Here is a 24,862-nt window from a genome sequence, read left to right as displayed (position 1 = left end):
TTTTAATTCCTGATATTAAAATTTTCAGCAGGCGGTTGAAAAAATTTAACATTTAAATAATGTTAAAACCTGACAAGTTTGAAAATAAAGGACTTGTAATATCCACTATTTTTTAATTTCGGACAATTTACTGTCGGTAAAAATTTATTTCCATCGATTATTTTTAACAGATTTTATGTTCAATAACTCAACAAAAAGCCATTAATTTTAAATAAGTTAAAACACTTTAGATTATTTATTTATGATTTTAATTTAGTTGTACAATTTTCTAAAAATGCGTAATTTTACGAATCTTTTTTACTTAAAAAATCTAATAAATAAAAATGAATACAGAACAGTTTGTGAGCCGTCACATTTCCCTGAATGAAGCCGATAAACAGGCGATGCTGGAAAAAGTTGGCGTTTCAAGTATCGAGGAGCTTATCTCTCAAACCATCCCTTCTTCTATCCGTTTAGAAAAAGATCTTGAAATCTCAGAACCGCTTTCAGAATACGAAATGCTGATCCATTCTAAGGAATTAGCATCGAAAAATACTGATTATACAAGCTACATCGGGTTCGGATATCACAACACTTTGCTGCCATCGGCTATTCAGAGAAATATCTTTGAAAATCCGAGCTGGTACACCGCTTACACTCCATATCAGGCGGAAATTGCACAGGGAAGACTGGAAGCTCTTCTTAATTTCCAGACTGTTGTGTGTGATCTTACGGGTTTTGCTCTGGCAAACGCTTCATTGCTGGATGAATCTACTGCGGCTGCAGAAGCAATGCATATGTTCTTCAATAACAGAACGAAGGATCAGAAAAAAGCGGGAGCAAACAAGTTCTTCGTTTCCGATCTTGTTCTTCCTCAAACGGTTTCTGTATTAAAAACAAAAGCAGAAGGTCTTGAGATCGAAATTGTAGAAGGAGATCACAAAACGCATGAGTTTGACGGTTCTTACTTCGGAGTTTTATTACAATATCCCGGGAAAAACGGAATTGTTTTAGATTATACAGAAAACATCGTAGAATATAAAAAATTAGATCTTCAGGTAGTTGTTGCCTGTGATCCGATGGCTTTGGTGAAGTTAAAATCTCCGGCTTCAATGGGAGCAGACTGTGCAGTGGGAACAACGCAGAGATTTGGTATTCCATTGGGTTATGGCGGTCCTCACGCAGCATTTTTCTCTTGTAAGGAAGATTATAAGAGAGATATTCCGGGAAGAATTATCGGGGTTTCTCAGGATATGTACGGAAGACGTGCTTTGAGAATGGCTTTGCAGACCAGAGAACAGCACATTAAGAGAGAAAGAGCGACTTCAAACATCTGTACCGCTCAGGTTCTTTTGGCTGTTATGGCAGGAATGTACGCTGTTTATCACGGTCCGAAAGGATTAAATTATATCGCAGATCAGATTCATTTTAAAGCCAATGCTTTGAAGGGAGGCCTGAAAGCTTTAGGATATGAAATCGTGGAAGAACCGATCTTTGATACGGTAAAAATCACGATGAATGAAGATGAGAAAGGAAGACTGATGAGAATGATGCTTGATCACAAATTAAACTTAAATTACTTCACAGAAGGAGTTGTAAGTATTGCGATCAACGAAAGTACAACATTGGATAAATTAAATTATCTGATGGCTTCTTTTGCCCAGTTCAAAGACAAGCAGACTTTCAAATTAGAAATTAAAGAAGGATACAGCATTCCGGAAGAGAATTTAAGAAAAGACGAAATTCTTACGGAAGAAGTATTCAACAAATACCATACGGAAACAGAATTGATGCGTTACATCAAACGTCTGGAAAGAAAAGATTTATCGCTGACACACTCAATGATTTCTTTAGGTTCCTGTACGATGAAACTGAACGCCGCAACGCAGATGTTACCGCTTTCATGGGACAATTGGGGTTCAGTTCATCCATTTGTACCGGTTGATCAAGCAGGAGGTTATCAGGAAATGATCCGTGAACTGGAGAAAGATTTAGCTAAAATCACAGGTTTTGCAGGAACTTCTCTTCAGCCGAATTCCGGAGCTCAGGGAGAATATGCAGGATTGATGGTCATCAGAGAATATCACATTTCAAGAGGTGAAGGTCACAGAAACGTTGTATTGATTCCTCAGTCTGCACACGGAACCAACCCTGCTTCTGCGGCAATGGCAGGAATGAAGATTGTTGTGGTTAAAAACCTTGAGAACGGAGAAATCGATTTCGAAGATTTAAAAGCAAAAACAGAACAGCATTCTGAAAATCTTTCTTGCGTAATGATCACATATCCATCTACATACGGATTCTTCGATGCCAACATTAAAGAAATTACCGCTTTGATCCACGAACACGGAGGACAGGTTTATATGGACGGAGCCAACATGAACGCTCAGGTTGGATATACCAGTCCCGGAAACATCGGAGCAGACGTTTGTCACTTAAATTTGCACAAAACTTTCGCAATTCCTCACGGAGGAGGAGGTCCCGGAGTTGGTCCGATTTGTGTGGCTAAACACTTAGTTCCTTTCTTACCTTCCAATGCCAATATCACAATCGGATCAAAAGACGCAATTGAAGGTATTTCAGCAGCGCCTTACGGTTCAGGTTTAATTCTGAATATTTCTTATGCTTATATTAAAATGTTAGGAAATTCAGGATTGAAAAAATCAACGGAACACGCTATTTTAAATGCTAATTATTTAAAAGAAATTTTAGCAGAACATTTCCCGATTTTATATTCAAACGAAAACGGAAGAGTTGCCCACGAATGTATCGTAGATTTCAGACAGTTCAAATCTTTAGGAATTGAAGTTGCTGATGTGGCGAAAAGACTGATGGACTATGGTTTCCACGCTCCTACGGTTTCTTTCCCGGTTGCAGGAACTTTAATGATTGAGCCGACTGAATCTGAAAGCAAATCAGAAATTGACCGTTTTGCAGAAGCTTTAATTGCCATCAAACAGGAAATTGATGAGATTGCAAATGGTGAAGCAGATGCAGCCAATAACGTATTGAAAAACGCTCCTCACACGGAACAATTGGTAATCTCCGATTCCTGGGATAAACCATACAGCAGAGAAAAAGCAGCTTATCCTTTAGATTGGGTAAGAGACCACAAATTCTTCGCTACAGTCTCCAGAGTGGACGAAGCTTACGGAGACAGAAACTTAGTTTGTACCTGTGAGCCGATTGAAGCTTATATGTAATTAAAAGTTTTTAGTTATAGAAAAATCCCTTTCAGTGATGAGAGGGATTTTTTATGTCATTGCGAGGAGCGAAGCGACGAAGCAATCTTGTTGTAATTTATTAAGACTGAAAACCAGATAAGTAATCTATATTTTTATCTGACAATTAGGAAGCGCTTTTTGTAATTTATCCAATTCATTTCTTTCTATATTATTCCCTTTCAAGTCTAATTGTCTTAAATTTAATAGATTAAAAAAATTATCCGGTAAATTTGTTAGTTTATTATCTCTCAATTCTAGACGATGTAACTTTTTCAAATTACAAATCGATATTGGTAACCATCTAATATTATTTTCATTTAGTAATAAAAACCGCAAATTACTCAGGTTTCCAAACTCTTCAGGAAGTGATTCCAATTCACAATTAATTGCTGCAAAACTTTCTAAATTAACACACTCTGTAAGCTCAATTGGTATTGATCTGATGGGGTTATCATTTATCGTTAAAATTTCAAGTTTTTTTAATAACCCTATAGATCTTGGGATTTCTTTAATTCTATTGTTATTAATATAAATTTCCTCAAGTTTCAATAAACTTCTAAAAATACTATCCGGTAAAATCTCAAATTTATTATAACCAATTTCAAAACAGGTAATATTTATATATTTCTCTATATCCTCCGGTAATTGAGACGACTTTCCTATCCAATTTTCATCATTTCCCAAGTCAAATGAAAAATAATCTTTAGGTAATAAAGTATTCATATTGAAGATATCTCTGAATTGTTACTACTAATAATTTTTCTTAAAATATATTACGTATTGTTATCAATAATTTCACACAAAGCCGTCACCACTTCGCGTTGTTTTCCATTCGGGTATTTTTCCGAATAGTTTTTCTGTAATGCCGAAGAATTGTAGTTATTGCTTTCCAGCAGTTCTTCTGATAAGCTGAAAATGTAATTGAGTTCTTTAGCTTCATCTACATATTTTCCATTCGGGAAGAGATTTTCGTATTTTTGAACCAAATCATTGGCGGCAATAAATTCGTGCGTATCTTTAATCATCAGTGAACAGAAACCTTCTTCACTGTCAATAAGAAATTTGTAAGAATCTACCGCAGATTCCCAGATGTTTTCTTCACAGGCTTCCGCATCGAAACCATATTCTAAAGCTTTGGTATAATGCGATGTTGCACCCCAGTAATCATTCTTGGAAAGATAGATCATTGCGCCGATCTGATTATGGTAGATAGCTTTATTGTCGGGAAATCTCTCGAGTAAATTTTTAGAAAGGTTTAAAGCTTCTTCGTAGTTTCCTTCCTGAATGGTATTAGAAAGTTCCCAGAAACCGTTTTTCTCTTCTTCTGATGCAAAATTGATTGCCATAGCGTATTAGTTTTAAATTTAGAGCCCTAAAGTATTAAAAATGTTTAATTTCAGCTATTATTTAATGAAAATTTTTATATAATTCTAAGATTTTCAATTTATCGTGAAGGTATTTCAGATGATTTTTTAATCGCATCTCCTAATTTGGTCTTTGAATGGTTATTGCTGGAAAAATGTACAAAATAACCTCCTCTTTCTCTCAAGCCGTGGAGATTTAATGTTAAAGAAATGTAGTCAGTAAAGCTCATTGTAGAATGGTCTGTAAAAGAATTGCCGTAGTTATCTCCTTTATACACAGTTGGATCGTCATCAGAATTAAGATCTAAAGCAATCATATTGTATTCCGAATAAAAATCAAATATTTTCAGGTCATCATCCACATCGAAATGCTCTTCCCATTTTTCAAATAAAACCGTTTTTAAAGGCAGTATCTGGATAGATCCGATATGATTGTCATAAGCATCTAAATTCCAAGCTTTACCCGCTCTTACCCTTCTGTCCACGTAAGGTTCCTTATAATCCCATAAAATTTGAATGTGACCGAATAGGCTGTAAAATTCTTTGACAGCCGAAGGAATTTTCCGTTTTAATTTTTTCTCATATTTTTCAAAATCCTCATTGCTTAGAGGTTTTCCGATCGAAAAATAGTGGATGTAAAGATCTTCACGCTGAAGCAGGCTTCGGATCATGTTATAGAAATCTCTTTTAAGATTGGGGAAAAAACTGAGTGACAAGTGATTTTCCAGCAGTTCATCTTCAAAAAGATAGTTGCGGTTGATATAACTGTAATTACCGGAAACAAAGAAATCGCGACCGATCAGCAAATAAACATCCTGATCTTTGTTAAATTTTTTCACTACGGCTCCATAATTCTCAAGCCTATTTTTAACATCACCTTTCTTACCGGCAAGGATAAATTTTTTCGACTCTGTATATACTTCAATCTGTCTTCCTTCGATTTCTTTTCTGATCAATTCCATTCTGCTATTTTTTTTCAGTTATTGAGTTTAGAGTAAATTTTGCAAGCTCAATATTGGCTGTTGTAGCATCAGATAAAAAAATAAGATGTCCTAGAAGGTTTTTGGCTTCTTCCTTCTTTCCATTTTGGTCTAGTAAAATTGCCTTATTTATTTCCAGAATTCCTTTGGTATCTGCGTCAGGATTTTTTAACAGACCTTGTTCAATAGCGTTAAACTTTTCTGCTTTGTTATCCATAAGATTGGCAAGTTCTTTCCATGCAGGAGCAAAATCAGGAACTTTTTCGGTTAAGGTTTGGGCAATTTCTAATTTCTGTTCCTTATCATCCGTCCATTCTATTTGCAGATAAGCTAAATAGAGACCTTTAGGAAATTTTCCCGACTGCTCTCCCTGAAGAGTGTATAAAGCTGTTTTTGTAGTGAAAAATCCTTTAGGTGAAAGATCATCAGTTTTTTTATAAAATTTTAAAGCATTATCGAAATCCCCTTTTAAAAGATAAGTAAAAGCAAGATCATAGATAGGATATGACCAGTCGGGTTGAATTTTTATGGTTTCTTCAAGTTTCGAAATGGCAAGATCATATTTTCCTGACTGCCCGAGTTCTCTAGCTTCTCTATGCAGTTTTCTTGCTGTTGGATCAATATTTTTATTATCCATAATTTCATAATTTATTTTTCCTGTTGTATTTTCTAATTCACTTTTCGTAATCATATGACCTGCTTTATCTTTAAAAACAATATCATTTGTTACAGATTTTGCTTCCTCTGATTTATTTTGGCAGGAATTTAAAATTAAAAGAATACACCCAAAAGTAAGAAATGATTTTTTCATCATTTATATTATTTTTACTGTAAAAGCTTTATAATTTCTGTATTATTTTTCTCTTTTGCCATATCCAAAGCTGTTTTGCCGTCCTTATTTTTAATTGTTAAATCAGGCTTGTATTGAAGCAGAAATTTCACCGTTTCCAAATTTCCACCCTGAGCGCAGTACATAATTGGGGTTTCATTGTCAGCATCAATATTATTAATATCGGCGCCGTTTTTTATAAGATATTCCGCGATGTTTAAATAGCCTTTGCTGATTGCGCTTGCGAAAGGTGTTGCAAGATCTTTTGCTCTGGAGTCTACTGTAGCTTTATTTTCGACTAGAAATTTTACCACCTCAAATCTGTTATTTCTTGTGGCAAAACGTAATGCAGTCCATCCGTTAACATCCTGAAAATTTGGATTTGCTTTATTGCTTAGAAGTAATTCTACAATTTTTATAAATCCTTCCTGAGAAGCAAAATTCAGCGGAGTGGCAGTGCTTTCTAAAGGCGCATTAACATCGGCGCCTTTTTTTATTAAAAGTTCAACCAGTTTTACGTTTCCAGTTCCTACTGCAGAATATAAAGGCGTTATACCCTCTTTTGATTTTTGATTTATATTTTCTCCTTTCTCCAATAATTTTGTTACCTTTTCGATGTCCTGACTTTCAATAGCATTAAAGATTTTTTGAGAAAATACAGAGTTGAACGTAAATAGAGATAAAGCGACCAAGAGGTTTTTGGTTTTCATAAGGTTAAAGTTTTATTTGAAATTTAAATTTATAATTTCCAAATATAAAACAATATCTTATTAATCAATTATCATTGCCGGACCAAAAATTCTTTTCCTGTCCATTAAAATAGAATCAAAATTTATCTTCTCAAAAGAATCATTTCTGCTGTAATATTCGAATTTATACCTGTAAATTTCAATAATCTTATCTTTGACTTCCTTGTTAGGTTTACGATCGTATTCATCACACAGACAAAGTGCTAATTCGCGTAAAGCAGACTCATACTCCCACTGATTTGTAACAGCTTGATCATTAATTTTTATTTCTTTTTCTTCACCATGCAAAGGATAGTTGACTTTACAGTTTTTGAAAGTAATTTCTCCACTATATTTTTCAGAGCATGAAAGCAAAAACATCAGAAGAACTTGAAAAAAAGCCTGATTTCATTTGGGAAACTATATCTTTTCCGCTTTAGCTTCCAATGATTTTATCAAATTCCCTTTCACCAAAGTAAAAGCATAATCTTTCGCTTCCGCAAAAGAAATATCATATTTTCTTTCAATATATCTCAAATCTTCAGGAAATTTCGCAAGCAAGTCGTCGTAAAAATCATCTAAAAATTGTTTTGAAGGCAGTGCATAATCTATTTTAAGCTGAAAACGTCTTAATAAAGCCGTATCAATGATTTCAGGATGATTGGTCGCACATAAAAGAAGCGCATTTTCCGGAAAGTAATCAATCAATTGAATAAGAGTATTTACGAGACGTCTCATTTCGCCCACATCTTTATCGTCGCTTCCTCTTGCTTTCCCAATCTGGTCGAGTTCATCAAGGAACAGGACAGATCTTTCTCTTGCCGCTTTATCAAAGATCATTTTGATGTTCTGGGAAGTTTCCCCGATTCTTGAAGAAACGATATTGCTTAAATTGAGGATGATGATGCTTTTTCCCAAAGCATTGGCAATGGCTTTTGCCGTCATTGTTTTTCCGCAGCCTGAACTTCCCTGAAGAAGAATTTTGTTGTTAACCGGAAGACCAAATTCCAGAAGTTCTTTGGAAAATGTATTTTCTTTTATGAGCTGTACAAGCTGTTCTTTATTGTGGGGATCAAGGAAAACATCATTAAGGGTAACTTCTTCTTTGTCTTGAATAATAAGATTGTACAGATTCATTTTTCGAAAATTATATGCAAAGATAAAGGTTATCCAACAAAAAAGCCGAACAAATGAATGTTCGACTTTCTATCGGCTATTATAAAAATTAAAATTATCTTCCTTAGTGTAAAATCTTGCTGTATGTTTTTTGTGCCCTTTTACTCGCGCTGAGTAAAAGAGCAGTCAATCTTTGCAGATTGAAAACATATAACAATATAATTTCGTCTTTGTTCAGGAACTGAATTTCTCCAGATCAGAACTTTCTAATTAGTTTCTTTCTCTTCTTGCTGCTGCGAAATAAGAGGCGAATACTACTAAACATGTTGCAATTCCGATGTAAGTGATCATTTTGTTTAATTTTTAATTATTTGACTATTTATTATCAATTTTACATTTGCAATATTACGACTTTCAAACAAGGTTCCAAAATAAATAATCATGATGTATATCAGTGTTTTAAGTAGTTTTTGTTTAAGATTTAGATAAAAATAGTTTACAAATAATTAATATAAAAATGAAAAAATAATATGGCTTTTTTTGATTTATGTGCAAAAAATTATTGATCTGTTAAATATTTTGCAGCTTGTATTTAAAAGTTGATAATCCAAAAAAGAAAAAATGCAATACATAATAACATTTTCGGGGACAATAATATCTCACTTATTTTTGATATTTAACTTTCGCAATATTAAGAAATGTTAGCATAGAAACTCTACAAGGCACATTTTCGAGTATTTTTTTTGAATAAAATTTTTTAGAGTAAAGAAAAAAACAGCTTTTTTCAGAACGAAAAATGATAGTATTTTTTCTCATTTCCTGTTAACATAGCAGAAATTTTTGAAGAAGAATAGTTATTTCCTACAATTTTTTCCGGATGATATAGGAAAATGTTAAAAGCGGAATATATAAACTCATTCAATTATAAAGAGGAATCAGATCCAGAGATTGATAAATCAAATTACGATCGTCTGTGTCTTTTTTAATGTCCATTTACCGCTTTTGAAAACAGCTTCTATAAATCCGCCGCCCGCCCCACTTCCGTAATCGATCAGAAACCGTTCTTTATCATCGGTTTTTTTAATCTTTCCGACATAATCAGGAAACATTCCGAGACGATAATCTGATTCTAAATGAGACTGTTCTTTTTCTGGATAAATAAGAACTTTTATACTTTCCGGATTCATCTTTTGAAAATAATCGCAGTCAGAAAAATATCCTGCGAAAAAGTAATGGCTTTCAGAGAAATGAAACTGCTCGTAATCGTCATTCACAATTTGAGAATACAGATCCGAAAACTTTGATTTTTCAGATTTGTACAGGGGATTTTTATCGGTAAAATCATTTATTCCGTCTTTATCCGTATCTGCTGAATCCGGATTTAATAAGATTAGTTTTTCAAACAGGTCATTAAAGCGGTCTTTATCGCTGTCTTTTAAAACTTCTTTCAGATCAATATCAAAAACCAGCCTGTCTTTTACAGCTTCTTTTGAAGGAGATTCGGGATATGCCCAATTTCCGCTTATTCTTACAAAACTTCCGGAAAGTATGATGCTGTTTCCGGAAACAAAAATTTCAGGCTGATTTTCATTAAGATGGGTAAACTTACTCAAACCCAGATAATAAGCATTGGGAATATTGTTTTTAATTTCAAGAAGCCAGTATCCGAACTGGTTTTCACCAATTCCATAGATAAGACCATTTTCTTTCTGAATATTTTTATAATAAAACTGATCGCCGAAATTTTTCTTCAGTTCAGAAAATTTCAGGTCATATTCATCCATCCGCTTTTTGCTTTCCTTTTCATCAAAGAAATTACTGTTAATTTCATCCTGTTCTTCCTCAAAACTTTTAACGTTTGCATCGACAGAAAATTTTACATGTTTCGGATTGGATTTGATAATGGTTTCAGGCTGATCCAACTCAAACTCTTTGTATTGAGATTCTTTTTTATTTTCGCTTTCAAAGCAGTTTCTGTCAATTTCATACTGTTTACAGGAAAACAACACAAGAGCAATTAAAATATACGTGAGTTTCATGGCTGATTAATTTTTCTAATACAATTTCTGATCTTTTTCACAGAAAAAACTCGTTCTCTTCCCTTTTCCGGTTTCTTTTTTCACAATTTCCAAACCGCATTTCGGACATTTTTCCTGATGATACACTTCAAAATGTTTTCTCAGGACATTCGCTTTTTTCCATTTCTTAAAATCGAAACTGTAATTTCTGGCTTCTGCAATCAGTTCCTTTAATTTTTTTGAAGGTAAATTTTTAATAAGCGTTTCAGGATGAACTTCAATTCTGAACAAAGCCTCATTTTTGATAATATTGCCCACTCCCGCAAAAATATCCTGATCCATCAAAGCATCACAAACCATCATTTCAGGATTTGCTTTCAGCCTTTCTTCTGCCTTTTCGGGATTCCACAGATCGCTCATCACATCGGCTTCCCAATCGATATCTTTTAAAAATTTATCTTTTACCGTTTTTACATTGCAGGTATAAAAAAACATTCCGCCGTTCTTAAAGATTAAGCCCAGACGAAGATTCTGCGCCTGATCTTTTCTTTCAAATAAGCTGTAAGAACCAAACATCAGCAAATGAATTCGGATATTCGCTTTATCAAAAATTAAAAACGTCTGCTTTCCGAAGGTTTTGATTTCGCGTAAAAAATGGTCTTTAATTCCTGTTGTTTCAGTAATCGAATTTCCTTTTACCTCCATTACTTTTTCGCCTGCAAATTTCTGCAGATCTTCTTTCATCAGAACAATCGGTGGACCTTCGGGCATAGAATATGAATTTGAGAATGTACACAACAATTATTTTGCCATGAATTTTTATTTATTCATAAACGTTTTGGATTTCGGGACAGATTTTTGTGAAGATTGCCGGCAATAATAAATTTAAAACTGGATAAGCCTAAACAAATGACCGGAATGAATCTTTTTATGATCATTCCGCTTCTCAGTTAAATGAAGCCCTGAATTCTTTCGGGGTTAAATTGGTCTTGCTTTTAAATAATTTATTGAAAGATTGAGAATGCTCAAAACCAAGCTGATAAGCTATTTCACCAACGGATAAATTGGTAGAGGTTAATATCACTTTAGCCTGTTCAATAATTTTATGATGAATATGTTGCTGCGTACTCTGTCCCGTTAGCGACTTCAGCATATCACTCAGATAATTGGGCGAAACATGAAGCTGCTCCGAAAGATACTGCACAGACGGAAGTCCTGACTCGATGATCTTATGACTGTTGAAATATTCATCAAGCAAAGTTTCCATTTTAACGAGCAAATCATTGCTTGCTTTTTTGCGGGTAAGAAATTGCCTGTTGTAAAATCTGTTGCAATAGTTAAGCAATAATTCCAGTTGGGAAACCATGACATCCTGACTGAATTGGTCTATTGAAGTCTGATATTCCTGCTCTATACTTTTGAAAATTCCTTCTAACATTTTTTCTTCTTTATCCGATAAATGAAGGGCTTCATTTATAGAATACGAAAAAAAACCATAATCTTTAATGGTTTTGCCCAGCGGATAATTCAAAATAAAATCCTGATGAAAAACCAGCCACCAACCCGAAACTTCATAGTTATCTTCGCTGTCAGCCGATAAGACTTGTTGAGGGGCGGTCATTCCCAATACACCTTCATCGAAATCGTAATAATTTTGACCATACTTTAGTTTTCCCTTCAGATTTTTCTTCAGAGATATTCCGTAAAAATTAAGACTAAAATTTACTTTTCCTTTGGTATCAGAACGTCCAATATCATCCATTTTTATTAGACTTATCAGAGGATGCAATGGCTTTGAAAGTCCCAACAGGCTGTGCAGTTCAGAAACGGAATTTATTTTTATATTCGGTATTTTATTTCCCATCTTTCAAACTTATAAAAAATCATTAAAGCAAAACAAAATCCTGTCCTGCTTTAATGATGTCGATTCTTATTATTTGTCTTTTATAAACAGCCAAGCCCAGGCAATCAGCAAAAACTGAAAAGGCAGCCTTATTATGCTTGCTGTAAAATTCTCGTTACCGGTTCTGTAATAATCAACACTTTGAGGAATGTGGATTACAAAGAAAAAAACAAGTAACATTACAATAATTAATTGAGCCGACATTGCTCTGGTTTTTAACGGAATAAGCAGAACCGCCAATGCAATTTCGGCAACGCCGCTTGATAAAATCAGCAGTGAATGCGATGGAAGCCACGAAGGCATCATCGCATTATACTGTTCCGGTTTAATGAGATGCATCAAACCCATAAGAAAGTAAAAAGCAGCTAAAAGATAAAGCAATATAATTTTTACTTTTTTCATTTTTTACCTATTGAGCATTTTCTGAAACTTCTTTCCATTCTTTCCATGTTTCTAGCCTTTTGCTGTAAGCAGGTTCAATCATCATCAAAGGAAGCGATCCTAAAAACAGTCTCAATGGCGGATTTTCGGCATCTGCCAATTTTAAAATAGCATCGGCAGTTGCTTCCGGATTACCAAAAGACATATTTTTGCTGTTTTCAAGCATAGCGTTCCTTAGTGTGCTGTACGCCTCGATGGGTTTGCTGTGGCTTGCTGAAGTCGTAGCCCAGTCTGTTGCATAAGCAGCAGGTTCTATTAAGGTTGTTTTGATGCCGAACTGAGCAACTTCCTGATTTAGAGACTCACATATTCCTTCTACAGCCCATTTTGAAGCATGATAAATACTAAGACTTGGAAACGCCATTACTCCGCCAATACTTGATACCTGTAAAATGTGTCCCGCTTTTTGGTCTCTCATAATAGGCAAAACCGCCTGAATCATCCACAGAGAACCAAATACATTGGTTTCAATTTGCTGCCTTGCCTCAACTTCAGAAATTTCTTCTACATATCCGAAATGTCCATACCCTGCATTATTAATAAGGATATCTAATTTTCCAAAATGACTGACTACCTTTTCAACGGCTGAAAAACAATCTTCTCTATTGTCTACATCTAATGTTACAGGTAATACGGCATCACCATATTCAGATACCAGTTCTTTCAGCGTTTCAGTATTTCGTGCCGTTGCCGCTACTTTATCTCCTCGCTTCAATGCAGCTTCTGCCCATACTTTTCCAAAACCTTTTGATGCTCCTGTGATCAGCCAGATTTTTGATTCCATCTTTTTTTTATTTAAATTGTTAATGATGATACAAATTTCAGCCGATCTGTCCGGATATTTGTAGCCAAATCTCAGAATATTGTATCCAAAAACTAGCGATGAAGTTCTTTAAACATTTCAATATATTTCTCTTTGAACAGCTTTTCGGCATTTTCAGGGAAACGGAAACCATCGGGTCCCACGTAAATCTGTCTGGTTGCGTGATCTTGATCTGAAATCCTGATCTGGTTGTATTTCGTTAACCACACATCGAAATGCTCAATCAGTTTTGTGGCTTCGTCCAATAATTCAGGAGGTAAAGCATGACCGTTATTGATGAGCAGATCTCTGATGTGCTGATTGGATTTTAAAATAATTTCATCTTCATAGAATCTGTCATATTCCTGTATTTTGGAATATTTGTTCTGAAAAGCGAGCTTTAAACGGTTCAGATGAATGTAAACCTGTCCTAACAATTCTACCGTATTTTTCCGCCATTCAAAATAAGCCGTATCTTTTTTGGATAACGCTTCAAATTCCCTTTTCAAAACGGAATTGTATTTTTCTGTTCTTTTGTGAAAGAAATAAGCAATTATTGCGGTGAAAAATCCTGTAACAATCGTGCTTCCAAGGATTTGTTTAAAAAATTCGGACATGATTTCAGTTTTTTGGAGTTAATGATCCTAAAATTACGATGAAAATCAGCAAAATGTCACAGGTATTTTACGGAAAAACAAAAGCGGGAAACACGATATTTTTCAGAAAAATCCTTCCGATTAGTTCGTAAAAAATAAAATTTGAAGTAATTTTGAAAAATGATGAACTTAAACCAGATTTTCACGAATCAGCGTACCGGAAACAATCCACAGACAAAGGCTTCAAGAACGGATTTTCAGAGGGATTTTGACAGAATTATTTTCTCTTCGGCTTTCCGGAGACTGCAGAATAAAACGCAGGTTTTTCCGCTTCCGGGAAGTGTTTTTGTACACAACCGTTTAACGCATTCGCTGGAAGTTTCTTCTGTCGGAAGAAGTCTGGGAAGTGTCATGGGTGAGTTTATTCACGATGAGTTTAAAAATGATCTTACAGAAGATTCCAAAAACTTTTACCTTCACAATTTAGGCAACGTTATTGCGGCGGCGTGTCTGTGTCACGATGTCGGAAACCCCGCTTTCGGACATTCCGGAGAAGATGCGATTGCGAGTTATTTTGAAAGAAATGAATCTGATTTAAAGCCGAAATTCAACGAAAAAGAATGGGCGGATCTGGTGAATTTTGAGGGAAATGCGAATGCAATAAGAGTTCTGGCGCAGCAACAGCAGGGAAAAGATGCGGGAGGAATTCAGCTTACCTTTTCTACTTTGGCAAGTATCGCCAAATATCCGTGTGAAGCCATTGCTAAAAAGAAAGGAATCATTCACCGTAAAAAGTTCGGATTCTTTCAGAACGAAAAAGATATCTTCCTTGAAATTGCAAAAGGCACAAATTTAATTTCAGAAAGCGAAGAACCTTATATTTTTAAGCGACATCCTTTTGTCTGGCTGGTTGAAGCTGCAGATGATATCTGTTACAATATTATCGACATGGAAGATGCACACCGATTGGGAATCGTTTCTACCGCGGACTGCAAAAACCTGTTCTTTGAACTGGTAAAATCTGAAACCGACGATATAAATCGAGTAAAAGTCAAGCTGGATTCCATAGGAAATGAAAACGAACAGATTTCTTATTTAAGAGCCAAAGTAATCAATGCATTAATCAACAAATCGATTGAGCTTTATAAAAATAACTTTAATACCATTCTGGAGGGAAATTTAGAAAAAGGTCTTCTGGATATTTATAAGTACGAAAATAATGCTTTGCAGGATATTGAATCTTTCTCGATAGAAAAAATCTACAACCATAAAGCGGTGGTGGAAATTGAAAATGCAGGTTATAATGTAATGTACGAATTGCTGGATCATTTTATTCCCTCTATTCTCAAATCACATGATGAAAGGAAATCTTACGACAAAAAAGCGTTAAAACTATTACCTAAACAGTTTGTATACGACGATGGAACAGATTACCAGAAAGTTCTGGGTGTAATAGATTTTGTCTCCGGAATGACGGATAATTATGCAACCGATCTTTACCGTAAAATTAAAGGAATCGACATCGGAATGACGGTGTAATTGCTTTTTAGTAAAAAAAACTACTAACAGGATTTAAAAATAAAAAACTTCTTCAATTTAAAATTGTTGAAGTTTTTTTATACCCTGAACTCACCGTAAATTTCTTTTTTCTCCGTGCATATCAACTGTTGATTGTCATAGCTGTAACGTTTAAATTATTTTTTATATATTTAAACAAACACAAATAAATGTTTTTCAGTTAATTAAAAAATTTACACCAATAAAAAATCAAATTATGACATATTTAGGAATTATTGTTTTTATCGGATTGGTAACCTTATTTGCTTCTTTTTTCACAGTGAAACAGGAAACCGCGGCAATTGTAGAGCGACTCGGAAAATTTCACTCCGTCCGTCATGCAGGTTTGCAGCTTAAAATCCCTTATCTGGACAGAATCTCAAAAAGGATGAACCTCAGAATCCAGCAACTGGATGTAATGATTGATACGAAGACTCTGGATAATGTTTTTGTGAAAATGAAGATTTCCGTTCAGTTTCAGGTCATCAGAACTCAGGTTGCCGATGCTTTTTACAGGCTGGAAAGTCCGCACGACCAGATTACATCATATGTTTTTGATGTCGTAAGAGCCGAAGTTCCGAAATTAAAACTGGATGATGTATTCTTAAAAAAAGATGATATTGCCATCGCTGTAAAAGCAGAACTTCAGGAAGCCATGCAGAGTTACGGATATGATATCATCAAAGCTCTGGTTACAGATATCGATCCGGATGAGCAGGTAAAACACGCCATGAACAGAATCAACGCTGCGGAAAGAGAAAAAACAGCCGCAGAATACGAATCTGAAGCCCAGAGAATAAGAATTGTAGCCGTGGCAAAAGCCGAAGCGGAATCTAAAAAACTGCAGGGACAAGGTATTGCAGACCAGAGAAGAGAAATTGCAAAAGGGCTTGAAGAGTCTGTAAGAATGCTGAACAACGTTAATATCAACTCTCACGAAGCCTCTGCGCTTATTGTTGTCACGCAGCATTACGACACACTTCATTCTGTGGGAGCAAGCAACAGGAGCAATCTTGTTTTACTGCCCAATTCTCCTACCGCAGCAAGCGGAATGCTGAATGATCTTGTGGCCGCCATGACCACTGCCAATACAGTAGGAGAAATGACCAAAGGAAATTATCCTAAACCGCCGAAAGATCACGATCACAATGCGAACAGCAATACATAAAACAAAACCTCCGGAAATTCCGGAGGTTTTATTGTTTATTTTTTAGTTTTAGATATTTGCTTTACCAAAGTATATTTTATGGAAGATCCGTCTGCCGGAGGATTTTCTATTTTTTCCGTTTTTACTTTTAAAACATATTCATAACCTGGTTCATAAGTAAAACCTTCGATATTGGTATAAAAATTTGTCCACGAATCTGAAGCATTTTCTTTTACCTGAAGACATTTCATGGGTGCAACTCCGGTACAGTCTGCGGTTTCAGGACCTACAATAAATGTTTTTTCGTTCGCAGCAGCAACGTTGGAAGAACTTGTACACTGCGTAAGAATCATAACAAAAATTGCCGAAAACGTTACTTTTAAAAATGTTGTGAAATTTTTCATAAATAAAATTTTAGGACTGGGTTGCAATTACTGTGCCGTGAAATGATCTTAAAATTTACTTTTCAGTAGTTTTTTTATCTGAAACTCCCCAAAATTTCTGTTTCCCGATCAGCAGTTCAAAAAACAGCCTGAAGTCTGAAATCAATGACCAAAGAGGATATTTGAAGGTTGCAGGTTTATTTTTTTCAATCACTGCATGACTGAACCACGCGAATCCGTACCCGAAAATCGGGACATACCAGAGAAATCTTTCTTTTCCGGAGCTGATAACATATCCTATGACGAAAAAGACAAGCAGGGTTCCCAGAAAATGAAAGATGCGGGTTCCTGTTTTACTGTGTTCCGTAAGATAAAACTCATAGAACTCTTTGAAGGTTTTAATTCTTTCAGACATGATTATTTGTACTTTAAAGTTCCAATCATAAAAGTTTCAGAAGCATTCAATGCACGTGAATTTTTAGTCAGTTCCTTTATTACCCCCTTCATTCTTAATGTAATTGGAATGAATAAAATAAGTGTCTCTGTTTTCGCGGGTAATGTAACCTGTATGAAAATCCAGTCCTACAATATATACCTGATTTTTATTTTTACCTAAAATATAATGCTCCAGATCCTGTCTTTTGCTGAAATATTTTATCTCTGTACAAAGTTTTTTAATCATTACAGACGAAGCCTGCTGTGCAAGATACGTTCTGTTGATATCAAAACCGTAATCCGATAAAGTATTCGTTACAAAATATCCGCAGGCAATACTGCCTTTTTGCGGTTCTCTGGAGGTTCCTGCAAAAGACCATGGCGTTTTTGCCCAGTATTGAGGAACATCATTATTGATAAATTTAAAAAAATACTGCTTTTTCTCTGCTTCTGTTTTTTGATGAATTGCTGTTAAACATTCCTTATAACTTCGTTTTACTTCTGCACGGTTTGTTTGGGAATTGCCTTCATGATCAGATGTCTTTTTACAGCCTCCCAATATCAGAAGCGAAAAAACAAGCAGATATTTCATCATACAATTAAGCTTTACCCAATTTGCTGTTTCTGTATCCGTAGCAGAAATAAATTACCAAACCTATAGCAAACCACAGTCCAAACCAGAACCAGTTGTCATGGCTCATTCCTGTAAGAAGATATAAGCATGAGCTTAAACCGATTAACGGAATCAGTGAAAGATTTTTAACAAATGCCAATACACAAAGCAGTAAATTAACCAGAATAAAAAAGAAAATAGAAGCTCTGAATTCTCCTTCTTTAGGATCTTTCCAGTCCATTAAATTATGGAAAAAATCAGGCTGCCAGAAATAGAAAACCACTAATCCACCAATAAAAATAAGAGGAAAAATAAGCTTTCCGTTGATGTAAGGCAAATGAAATCTTCCTTTGATTTTTTCTTTTGCCGGAAGCATTAAAACTCCTGCACAAACCAAAACAAACGCAAAAATGGTTCCGATACTTGTAAAATCGAGGATGAAAGATTTATCGGTAAATAAAATCGGAATTCCCACCACAATCCCTGTAACCAAGGTCGCAAACGAAGGTGTTTTATATTTCGGATGTACCGTCTGAAATTTCTGCGGCATCAGTCCGTCACGGCTCATGGCGTACCAGATTCTCGGCTGTCCCATCTGGAATACCAAAAGAACAGTTGTAATCGCTACAATGGCTACAAACGAAACAACAAGTTCCATCCATGCAACATTGGCATTTCCTTTTTCAAAAATAAAGGAAAGCGGATCTCCTACCCCATCGAATTTTCTGTAATCCACCATTCCGGTAAGAACCAGCGTTAAAGCGATATAAATAAAAGTACATAATACCAGAGAAATAATCATTCCTTTCGGAAGCGTTTTCTGAGGATCTTTTGTTTCTTCCGAAAGTACACTCAGCGCATCAAACCCGATATAAGCGAAGAAAACTCCCGAAACAGCACTCATTACGCCTGCAAAACCATTCGGCATGAAAGAAGTAACCTGAGTTTCCGGGTTTAAAGGTGTCCAGTTATCTGTGTTGATGTACGCAAATCCTACTAAAATCACCAAAACAATCACCGCTAATTTCAGGATTACCAACGCATTATTGAAATTTTTACTTTCCTTAACTCCTACATAACAAAGCCATGTAATCAATCCATTGATGACCAATGCCGGAACATCAACGATGAATTTTAAACCTCCGATTAACGGAGCGTTCGTCCATGCATTAATAAGTTCCTTATTCTCGGAACCGCTCATAAAAGCTTTCTTAGCTTCCGTATAACTGCACGTAAGATAATCAGGAATATGCATTCCTAAGCGGTGCAGGAAACTTGTAAAATAATCGGACCACGAAAATGCGACGTAGATATTTCCAAAAGAATATTCCATAATCAGCGCCCAGCCGATGATCCAGGCAATTAATTCCCCGAAACTTGCATAAGCGTAAGTATACGCGGAACCCGCAGTCGGGATTCTGCTCGCAAATTCTGCGTAGCAAAGTGCTGTAAAACCGCACGCAAAACCACAAATCAAATATAGTAAGATCACACCGGGACCTCCTCTGAAGACGGCTTCTCCCAAACTGCTGAAACTTCCGGCTCCGATGATGGCGGCAATACCAAAAAATACGATGTCCCAAACACCCAAAACCCTCAATAAACTCGTAGATGTGTCTGTCTCTGAATAGATTTTTCTTCTAAAAAGTTGATTCATTCAATTCTATATTTGATTCGAAAAAAGCAAATGTAATTATTTCTCCGAAATAATTTTTATTTTCTTAATCTTTCTTATCAAAAAGTTAAGAAGTCTTAAAAAAAATTTTGGTTACTAACAATGTGTTAAAACGCTTGCTTATACAATATCTTTTCAATATTTTCGTTGATAAATTGTGGATAAATATTCCCGTAATTTTAAATATCTGAACCTGATTTTCAGGCTTCTTCATGTTAAAATTTAAAATTAATGAAATCGAAAAAAATACTTTTAGCGGCTGCTGTAATGTATTTCGGGATCTCCGATGCGCAACAGTCTCAGTACTTTACCCAAAAAGAAAACTACAGATTCAATCTCGCTGAAAATCTTTATCAGACCAAAATATACAACGCTTCACAATACGAATACGCCAGACAATATTTCTACAATCAGCATCTGTCGCGTTCGAGAAAAGAGGCTGCGCAGTTTTTTGATAATGTGATCGGCGTCATTCTTCAGAAAAATCATGCGGAAGAAGGATTAACCGCTTTCATGAAAGAATATCCGAATTCCGCGTATTTTGCACAGGCAAATTTACCATTGGCTGATTATTATTTAGCTAAAAAAGATTTCACCAAAGCTCTGGAAACCCTGAAAAAAGTAAACCAGTATCAGCTTTCCAAAGAGGAAAATACACAATACATTCTGAAACTGGGATACGCCAAATTCATGATGGGCGATTCCAAAGGCGCAACAGATGCACTGGAAGAAGCTTATAAAACGGCAGATCAGTCTCAAAAAGGCGATATTGCTTATATGTTGGGACACTTGTATTATTCCAACAGACAGAATGATAAAGCGTTCCGTTATTTTGATTCCATTAAAGAAGAACCGAAATATTCTAAGCTGGTGCGTCCTTATTATGTTCAGATGTACTACAATGATAAGGATTACGATAAAGCGATTTCTGAAGGAACTGCTTTACTGAATGAAGATATCTCGGAATCTTACAAAGCGGAAGTTCACAAGATCATTGGTGAAAGTTATTTCATGAAAGATGATTACACTTCCGCATACCCACATTTAAAAGATTATCTGAGCGTTCAGCAAAATCCGTCCGAGAATGATCTTTATGAGATGGGATTTGTTGCGGCTCAGCTTAAAAAATATGACGAAGCGGTTTCTTACTACAACCAATTACTGAACAGCAATTCGGCTTTGGCTCAGAATGCTTATTATCAGCTTGGAAATGCTTATCTGGCGGTCGGTAAAAAACAGGAAGCACTTTCGGCTTTCCGTTCTGCGTATCAGATGAATTATGATAAGAATGTGAAAAAGCTTGCGCATGAACAATACGCTAAATTAAGCTACGACATCGGAAATCCCTTTGAAAGTGCTTCTACAGTAATTCAGAATTATATTAATGAAAACCAAAACGGCGCGAATGCTTCGGAAATGAGATCGCTTTTGGTAAAATCCTATTTATATTCCGGAAATTATAAGGAAACCCTGAACGCGATTGACCGTTTACAGAGCTCAACGCCGGAAATCAATAAAATCGATCAGGAAGTTTCTTATCTTTTGGGAACGGAAGAATTCAACAAAGGAAATTATGATGAAGCGGAAAATTACTTCTTAAGAAGTTTAGGATTTAACATCAATAAAGAATTCAACAACAGAGCTTTATATTGGTTAGGACAGGTGTATTACCAGAAAGGAAACTATCCTTCCGCAATCGCCCGTTATGAAAAATTACTGGGTGAAAATTTCCCTGAAAAACAACAATTACCTTATGATTTAGGCTATGCTTATTTCAAATCTAAAAAATTCGATCAGGCGGAAACGTATTTCAAGCAATATTTAGCAAATCCGAAACCTGAGTTTAAAAATGATGCAGAACTTCGTTTGGCAGATATTAATTACGCGAATAATAACCTGAACGAAGCGATTGCCATTTATGATAAAAACGAAGACGCAACAGATTATACGCTGTATCAGAAAGCAATGGCTTTAGGATTTAAAGGAGATACACAGGCGAAAATTTCCAACCTGAAAAACCTTTTATCCAAATATCCTGATTCTGATTATTATGATGATGCACAATACGAAATCGGGACAGCTTACGCAGCGCAGGACGATTTCAGTAATTCAAATGATTACTTTAACAAAGTGATTAAAACTTCGTCTGATAAAGATTTGGTTGCCAATGCATCGATTTACAGAGCACAGAATTACATTGATCAGAACCAAAGCGATAAAGCTTTGTCTGAACTGAGATCTCTTGGAGAACAATATAAAAATACAGCGTATGCGGAAAAAATCGTTCAGGCTGCAAAACCGATCTTTACAAAGAACGGAGATGTTTCCGGCTATGAAACTTTCGCAAGAAATTTAGGAGTTAATATTGATGCATCAGAAATTGATGAAATTAACTTATCGACTGCAAAACAGTATTTCACGAAGAAAGATTACAAAAACGCGATTTCTTACTACGAAAAATATTTAACGCAGAATCCGACCGGAGAAGGGCTTTATCAGGCAAAATATGAGCTGGGTGAAAGTTATTATCAGACCAAAGATACTACAAAAGCACTGTTGGTTTTACAGGAAGTTGCCAATGTTCAGAATGATTATCAGGATGATGCACAAACCCGTTTAGCGCAAATTTATGTCAATCAGGGGAATACTGCTGAAGCTAAAAAATATCTTGAAAATATTAAAAACTCATCAGACGTTAATATTAAAAATTACGCCAATGTTGAGCTGATGAAAGTTTATGCCGATGAAAAGAACTTCTCTCAGGCTGAAAAATTAGCCGATGCGGTGATTGCAAACAATAAAAACTCTGCGGCGGTTATTGAGACGGCAAAAGTAATTAAGGCAAGAAGTCTGATGAATTCAGGAAAAGACAAAGACGCACAGTCGGCTTACGCTTCTCTTGAAAAATCATCCAATACCTCGGTTGCCGCAGAATCTCTGTACGCAAAAGCTTATTATCAAAACAAAGGAAAAGCGTTTAAATCATCCAATGAAACGATCTTTAAATTAGCCAATAATTATGCTTCCGAAGAATATTGGGGTGCAAAAGCACTTGTTCTGATGGCGAAAAACTATGTTGGTCTGAAAGACAATTATCAGGCAAGTTACACTTGTGATCAGATCATTGAGAATTATAAAGATTTCCCTGAAATTGTAGCGGAAGCGAAGGAAGTTAAAAAGCAGATTAAAAAGTAAAAATATATTTAATGTATCAATTTATCAATGTAACAGTTTACGAATCAAACTTTACATTGCCGGATTGCTGCATTGATAAATTGGTACATTATTAATACAAAAAGTAATGAATAAAAGAATTCAATTATTATCCATCATATTTTTAGGGGTTTCGTCGGTAGCGTTTTCCCAGATAAAAGAAGAAAAACTGATTCTCAATAAAAAAAGGGAACCGGAAGTAAAGAAGATCGAAAAAAAGAAAACTTCGGTAGAAACCATCAAAAATTATCCGCCGGAAGAAAAATCTCAGAATCCTGTACAATACAACATTACGGATGTTCCTGCGGTTTCGGATTTTAAAACATCAACCATTCAGGGAGCAGATGTTACTCCGAAATTTGAAGGTTCAGCGCAAAACAACTACATCCAGTTCGGAATGGGAAATTTCGGTAAAATTCTGGGGGATGCAAATATTTCGAAAACGCTGGAAAATAAAATTGAGGTTGGAGTGGATGCTCATTTTCTTTCAACACAGGGTTTAAAAAAGGAATACGACTGGGATTCTAAGCAGAGTTCAACCACTTTAGGAGCTTTTCTGAATTCTTACGGAGATAAAGGAAAATTCAATCTGAATGCAGAATATGGTTTAAACAGCTATAATTATTACGGAATTTATGCACTGACTCCGAGCAATGATGTTGATCTGGATCAAAGAGTCAATCAGTTTAAAGTAAATGGTTATTATGACTTTTATTCGAACGAAATTCTGAATGATGTGAGGGTGAAATCTTCCTTCTTAAAAGACCATTTTGATGCTCAGGAAAATCAGGCTTCCGTTTTGGCTAACTTTTCGAAACATGGGGTTGAAATCGGCAAATCAGGTATCAGTCTGAATGCAGATTTAGGCGTTGGTCTAGAAACGGTAAAAACTGAATTTTCAATCAGAGATAAAAATTCGTCCAACTTTTTTAATACAAGTCTGAGCCCGAAAGTTACTTTCAGAAAAGGGGATTCTTACCTGAAATTAGGATCTCAGTTCGCGTTTCTGAATGATAAAAACCAGAATGATCTGATGGCTGAGCAAATGAAAAACAATAAAACCTATTGGTTTCCGGAAGCGGAATTTCAGGTTGCTGCAGCACAGGAGTTTAAATTTTACGGAGGAGTTGACGGAGGTTTAAAGCTGAATACCTATTCGGATTTACTGCAGCAGAATCCTTTCATCGTTTCTGACCAGTATTTACGACCTACCGAAACAAAATATCATTTTTATGTAGGTTTAAGAGGAGATATCGATGAAACTTTTAAGTATGATGTTTCTGCAGGGTACGGAAAAATGAGAGACATTATGTTCTTTAAAGCAAATGATCTTTTTGACACGAATTTCACTCTGAACCGTTCTGCCTATAACTTCGCGAATACTTTTTCTGCGGTGTATGATGACGGAAATGTAGGAGATATCAACGGTAGTTTGCAGTATTTTCCTCTGGCAAATTTAGTGTTGGACGGAGAAGTGAAATTTACCAAGTTTGATCTTAAAAATTACGAAAATATTTATAACGTTCCCTTGGTTACGGCAACAATCGGAGCAAAATATACCATGTTAGATCAAAAATTATTATTAGGTTTTAAAGGGATTTTTGCCAGCGACAGAACAACGAATTCATTTATGATTCAGGAAGTTGGAAGTCCTCTATTCTATCAGTCAACAGAGAACACCAACGATAAAGTGGGAGGTTATGCAGATTTAAATTTGTCTGCAGAGTATAAAATTCACAAAAATTTCAGTATTTTCGCGCTTGGAAACAATCTTCTGAGCTCAAAATATCAGACGTACCAAGGCTATAAAGTTCTGGGTGCACAGGTTTTGGGAGGCGTGAAGATTACGTTCTAGAGTC

Annotated in this window: 22 protein-coding genes; 5 read left to right on the top strand and 17 right to left on the bottom strand. The window is 35.5% G+C overall.

Annotated elements, in window-relative coordinates; genetic code table 11:
- The first annotated feature begins 323 nt into the window (after nucleotides 1-323).
- Nucleotides 324-3,182, top strand: coding sequence for an aminomethyl-transferring glycine dehydrogenase (gene gcvP, locus AC52CF_RS07900; protein WP_214590086.1), 2,859 nt, complete (start codon nucleotides 324-326; stop codon nucleotides 3,180-3,182).
- 126 nt (nucleotides 3,183-3,308) lie between these two features.
- Here the strand turns inward: gcvP and AC52CF_RS07895 are convergent, their stop codons facing one another.
- The 13 genes from AC52CF_RS07895 to AC52CF_RS07835 all read right to left on the bottom strand — a co-directional run bounded on the left by AC52CF_RS07895 (nucleotide 3,309) and on the right by AC52CF_RS07835 (nucleotide 14,001).
- Nucleotides 3,309-3,926, bottom strand: a complete 618-nt coding sequence (locus AC52CF_RS07895) for a leucine-rich repeat domain-containing protein (protein WP_214590087.1) — start codon at nucleotides 3,924-3,926, stop codon at nucleotides 3,309-3,311.
- A 50-nt stretch (nucleotides 3,927-3,976) separates the two neighbouring features.
- Nucleotides 3,977-4,549, bottom strand: a complete 573-nt coding sequence (locus tag AC52CF_RS07890; RefSeq protein ID WP_375182198.1) for a tetratricopeptide repeat protein — start codon at nucleotides 4,547-4,549, stop codon at nucleotides 3,977-3,979.
- Between the two features lie 98 nt (nucleotides 4,550-4,647).
- Nucleotides 4,648-5,529, bottom strand: coding sequence for an SMI1/KNR4 family protein (locus tag AC52CF_RS07885; RefSeq protein WP_375182199.1), 882 nt, complete (start codon nucleotides 5,527-5,529; stop codon nucleotides 4,648-4,650).
- Nucleotides 5,530-5,533: 4 nt separating this feature from the next.
- Nucleotides 5,534-6,361, bottom strand: a complete 828-nt coding sequence (locus tag AC52CF_RS07880) for a tetratricopeptide repeat protein (RefSeq protein ID WP_250902160.1) — start codon at nucleotides 6,359-6,361, stop codon at nucleotides 5,534-5,536.
- 11 nt (nucleotides 6,362-6,372) lie between these two features.
- The gene (locus AC52CF_RS07875) at nucleotides 6,373-7,086 is read right to left on the bottom strand and encodes an ankyrin repeat domain-containing protein (protein WP_214590090.1); all 714 of its coding nucleotides are present in this window, start codon (nucleotides 7,084-7,086) and stop codon (nucleotides 6,373-6,375) included.
- A gap of 60 nt (nucleotides 7,087-7,146) precedes the next feature.
- Nucleotides 7,147-7,485, bottom strand: a complete 339-nt coding sequence (locus tag AC52CF_RS07870; RefSeq protein ID WP_214590091.1) for a hypothetical protein — start codon at nucleotides 7,483-7,485, stop codon at nucleotides 7,147-7,149.
- 39 nt (nucleotides 7,486-7,524) lie between these two features.
- The gene (locus AC52CF_RS07865; protein WP_214590092.1) at nucleotides 7,525-8,241 is read right to left on the bottom strand and encodes an AAA family ATPase; all 717 of its coding nucleotides are present in this window, start codon (nucleotides 8,239-8,241) and stop codon (nucleotides 7,525-7,527) included.
- 935 nt (nucleotides 8,242-9,176) lie between these two features.
- Nucleotides 9,177-10,259, bottom strand: coding sequence for a hypothetical protein (locus AC52CF_RS07860; RefSeq protein ID WP_214590093.1), 1,083 nt, complete (start codon nucleotides 10,257-10,259; stop codon nucleotides 9,177-9,179).
- 15 nt (nucleotides 10,260-10,274) lie between these two features.
- A complete protein-coding gene (locus AC52CF_RS07855; RefSeq protein ID WP_214590094.1) occupies nucleotides 10,275-11,009 on the bottom strand; it encodes an endonuclease in 735 nt (244 codons plus the stop codon).
- Nucleotides 11,010-11,184: 175 nt separating this feature from the next.
- Nucleotides 11,185-12,102 carry a helix-turn-helix domain-containing protein gene (locus AC52CF_RS07850; RefSeq protein ID WP_214590095.1) on the bottom strand — a complete coding sequence of 306 codons (918 nt, stop codon included), beginning with the start codon at nucleotides 12,100-12,102 and terminating at the stop codon, nucleotides 11,185-11,187.
- A gap of 69 nt (nucleotides 12,103-12,171) precedes the next feature.
- Nucleotides 12,172-12,543 (bottom strand): DoxX family protein, encoded by a 372-nt coding sequence (locus AC52CF_RS07845; protein WP_214590096.1) that lies wholly within the window; start codon nucleotides 12,541-12,543, stop codon nucleotides 12,172-12,174.
- A gap of 7 nt (nucleotides 12,544-12,550) precedes the next feature.
- Complete coding sequence (locus AC52CF_RS07840) at nucleotides 12,551-13,366, bottom strand: SDR family oxidoreductase (protein ID WP_290266224.1); 816 nt, start codon at nucleotides 13,364-13,366, stop codon at nucleotides 12,551-12,553.
- 92 nt (nucleotides 13,367-13,458) lie between these two features.
- Nucleotides 13,459-14,001: a hypothetical protein gene (locus AC52CF_RS07835; RefSeq protein ID WP_214590097.1), complete on the bottom strand. Its 543-nt coding sequence runs from the start codon at nucleotides 13,999-14,001 to the stop codon at nucleotides 13,459-13,461.
- A 162-nt stretch (nucleotides 14,002-14,163) separates the two neighbouring features.
- Between AC52CF_RS07835 and AC52CF_RS07830 the strand changes: the two genes are divergently transcribed.
- Together AC52CF_RS07830 and AC52CF_RS07825 are read left to right on the top strand one after the other, a co-directional pair.
- On the top strand, nucleotides 14,164-15,519 hold the full coding sequence (locus tag AC52CF_RS07830; RefSeq protein WP_375181740.1) for a deoxyguanosinetriphosphate triphosphohydrolase: 1,356 nt from the start codon (nucleotides 14,164-14,166) through the stop codon (nucleotides 15,517-15,519).
- A 235-nt stretch (nucleotides 15,520-15,754) separates the two neighbouring features.
- The gene (locus AC52CF_RS07825) at nucleotides 15,755-16,705 is read left to right on the top strand and encodes an SPFH domain-containing protein (RefSeq protein ID WP_375181736.1); all 951 of its coding nucleotides are present in this window, start codon (nucleotides 15,755-15,757) and stop codon (nucleotides 16,703-16,705) included.
- Between the two features lie 35 nt (nucleotides 16,706-16,740).
- Here the strand turns inward: AC52CF_RS07825 and AC52CF_RS07820 are convergent, their stop codons facing one another.
- From AC52CF_RS07820 to AC52CF_RS07805, 4 genes are all read right to left on the bottom strand, one after another.
- On the bottom strand, nucleotides 16,741-17,088 hold the full coding sequence (locus tag AC52CF_RS07820; protein ID WP_375181735.1) for a DUF4377 domain-containing protein: 348 nt from the start codon (nucleotides 17,086-17,088) through the stop codon (nucleotides 16,741-16,743).
- 55 nt (nucleotides 17,089-17,143) lie between these two features.
- Nucleotides 17,144-17,482, bottom strand: coding sequence for an Mpo1-like protein (locus AC52CF_RS07815; RefSeq protein ID WP_375181734.1), 339 nt, complete (start codon nucleotides 17,480-17,482; stop codon nucleotides 17,144-17,146).
- Between the two features lie 63 nt (nucleotides 17,483-17,545).
- A complete protein-coding gene (locus AC52CF_RS07810) occupies nucleotides 17,546-18,097 on the bottom strand; it encodes a hypothetical protein (protein WP_375181733.1) in 552 nt (183 codons plus the stop codon).
- Nucleotides 18,098-18,101: 4 nt separating this feature from the next.
- The gene (locus AC52CF_RS07805) at nucleotides 18,102-19,772 is read right to left on the bottom strand and encodes an APC family permease (RefSeq protein WP_496518031.1); all 1,671 of its coding nucleotides are present in this window, start codon (nucleotides 19,770-19,772) and stop codon (nucleotides 18,102-18,104) included.
- A 249-nt stretch (nucleotides 19,773-20,021) separates the two neighbouring features.
- Between AC52CF_RS07805 and AC52CF_RS07800 the strand changes: the two genes are divergently transcribed.
- Both AC52CF_RS07800 and AC52CF_RS07795 read left to right on the top strand, forming a co-directional pair.
- Complete coding sequence (locus AC52CF_RS07800) at nucleotides 20,022-22,985, top strand: tetratricopeptide repeat protein (protein ID WP_375181731.1); 2,964 nt, start codon at nucleotides 20,022-20,024, stop codon at nucleotides 22,983-22,985.
- 106 nt (nucleotides 22,986-23,091) lie between these two features.
- Nucleotides 23,092-24,858, top strand: a complete 1,767-nt coding sequence (locus tag AC52CF_RS07795; protein ID WP_375181730.1) for a TonB-dependent receptor — start codon at nucleotides 23,092-23,094, stop codon at nucleotides 24,856-24,858.
- Nucleotides 24,859-24,862 lie beyond the last annotated feature (4 nt).

Source organism: Chryseobacterium sp. 2P (assembly GCF_059579425.1).
Note: the sequence above shows the minus strand (reverse complement) of the source record. Positions and strands in the feature narration are given on the sequence as shown.

Excerpts from the sequence above, each read along its gene's own strand:
- AC52CF_RS07855 (WP_214590094.1), bottom strand. The coding sequence starts at position 11,009 with ATGCCCGAAGGTCCACCGATTGTTCTGATGAAAGAAGATCTGCAGAAA.
- AC52CF_RS07860 (WP_214590093.1), bottom strand. The coding sequence starts at position 10,259 with ATGAAACTCACGTATATTTTAATTGCTCTTGTGTTGTTTTCCTGTAAA.
- AC52CF_RS07810 (WP_375181733.1), bottom strand. The coding sequence starts at position 18,097 with ATGATGAAATATCTGCTTGTTTTTTCGCTTCTGATATTGGGAGGCTGT.
- AC52CF_RS07880 (WP_250902160.1), bottom strand. The coding sequence starts at position 6,361 with ATGATGAAAAAATCATTTCTTACTTTTGGGTGTATTCTTTTAATTTTA.
- AC52CF_RS07845 (WP_214590096.1), bottom strand. The coding sequence starts at position 12,543 with ATGAAAAAAGTAAAAATTATATTGCTTTATCTTTTAGCTGCTTTTTAC.
- AC52CF_RS07870 (WP_214590091.1), bottom strand. The coding sequence starts at position 7,485 with ATGTTTTTGCTTTCATGCTCTGAAAAATATAGTGGAGAAATTACTTTC.
- AC52CF_RS07895 (WP_214590087.1), bottom strand. The coding sequence starts at position 3,926 with ATGAATACTTTATTACCTAAAGATTATTTTTCATTTGACTTGGGAAAT.
- AC52CF_RS07795 (WP_375181730.1), top strand. The coding sequence starts at position 23,092 with ATGAATAAAAGAATTCAATTATTATCCATCATATTTTTAGGGGTTTCG.
- AC52CF_RS07815 (WP_375181734.1), bottom strand. The coding sequence starts at position 17,482 with ATGTCTGAAAGAATTAAAACCTTCAAAGAGTTCTATGAGTTTTATCTT.
- AC52CF_RS07865 (WP_214590092.1), bottom strand. The coding sequence starts at position 8,241 with ATGAATCTGTACAATCTTATTATTCAAGACAAAGAAGAAGTTACCCTT.
- AC52CF_RS07825 (WP_375181736.1), top strand. The coding sequence starts at position 15,755 with ATGACATATTTAGGAATTATTGTTTTTATCGGATTGGTAACCTTATTT.
- AC52CF_RS07805 (WP_496518031.1), bottom strand. The coding sequence starts at position 19,772 with ATGAATCAACTTTTTAGAAGAAAAATCTATTCAGAGACAGACACATCT.
- AC52CF_RS07890 (WP_375182198.1), bottom strand. The coding sequence starts at position 4,549 with ATGGCAATCAATTTTGCATCAGAAGAAGAGAAAAACGGTTTCTGGGAA.
- AC52CF_RS07800 (WP_375181731.1), top strand. The coding sequence starts at position 20,022 with ATGAAATCGAAAAAAATACTTTTAGCGGCTGCTGTAATGTATTTCGGG.
- AC52CF_RS07875 (WP_214590090.1), bottom strand. The coding sequence starts at position 7,086 with ATGAAAACCAAAAACCTCTTGGTCGCTTTATCTCTATTTACGTTCAAC.
- AC52CF_RS07830 (WP_375181740.1), top strand. The coding sequence starts at position 14,164 with ATGAACTTAAACCAGATTTTCACGAATCAGCGTACCGGAAACAATCCA.
- AC52CF_RS07885 (WP_375182199.1), bottom strand. The coding sequence starts at position 5,529 with ATGGAATTGATCAGAAAAGAAATCGAAGGAAGACAGATTGAAGTATAT.
- AC52CF_RS07850 (WP_214590095.1), bottom strand. The coding sequence starts at position 12,102 with ATGGGAAATAAAATACCGAATATAAAAATAAATTCCGTTTCTGAACTG.
- AC52CF_RS07820 (WP_375181735.1), bottom strand. The coding sequence starts at position 17,088 with ATGAAAAATTTCACAACATTTTTAAAAGTAACGTTTTCGGCAATTTTT.
- AC52CF_RS07840 (WP_290266224.1), bottom strand. The coding sequence starts at position 13,366 with ATGGAATCAAAAATCTGGCTGATCACAGGAGCATCAAAAGGTTTTGGA.
- AC52CF_RS07835 (WP_214590097.1), bottom strand. The coding sequence starts at position 14,001 with ATGTCCGAATTTTTTAAACAAATCCTTGGAAGCACGATTGTTACAGGA.
- gcvP (WP_214590086.1), top strand. The coding sequence starts at position 324 with ATGAATACAGAACAGTTTGTGAGCCGTCACATTTCCCTGAATGAAGCC.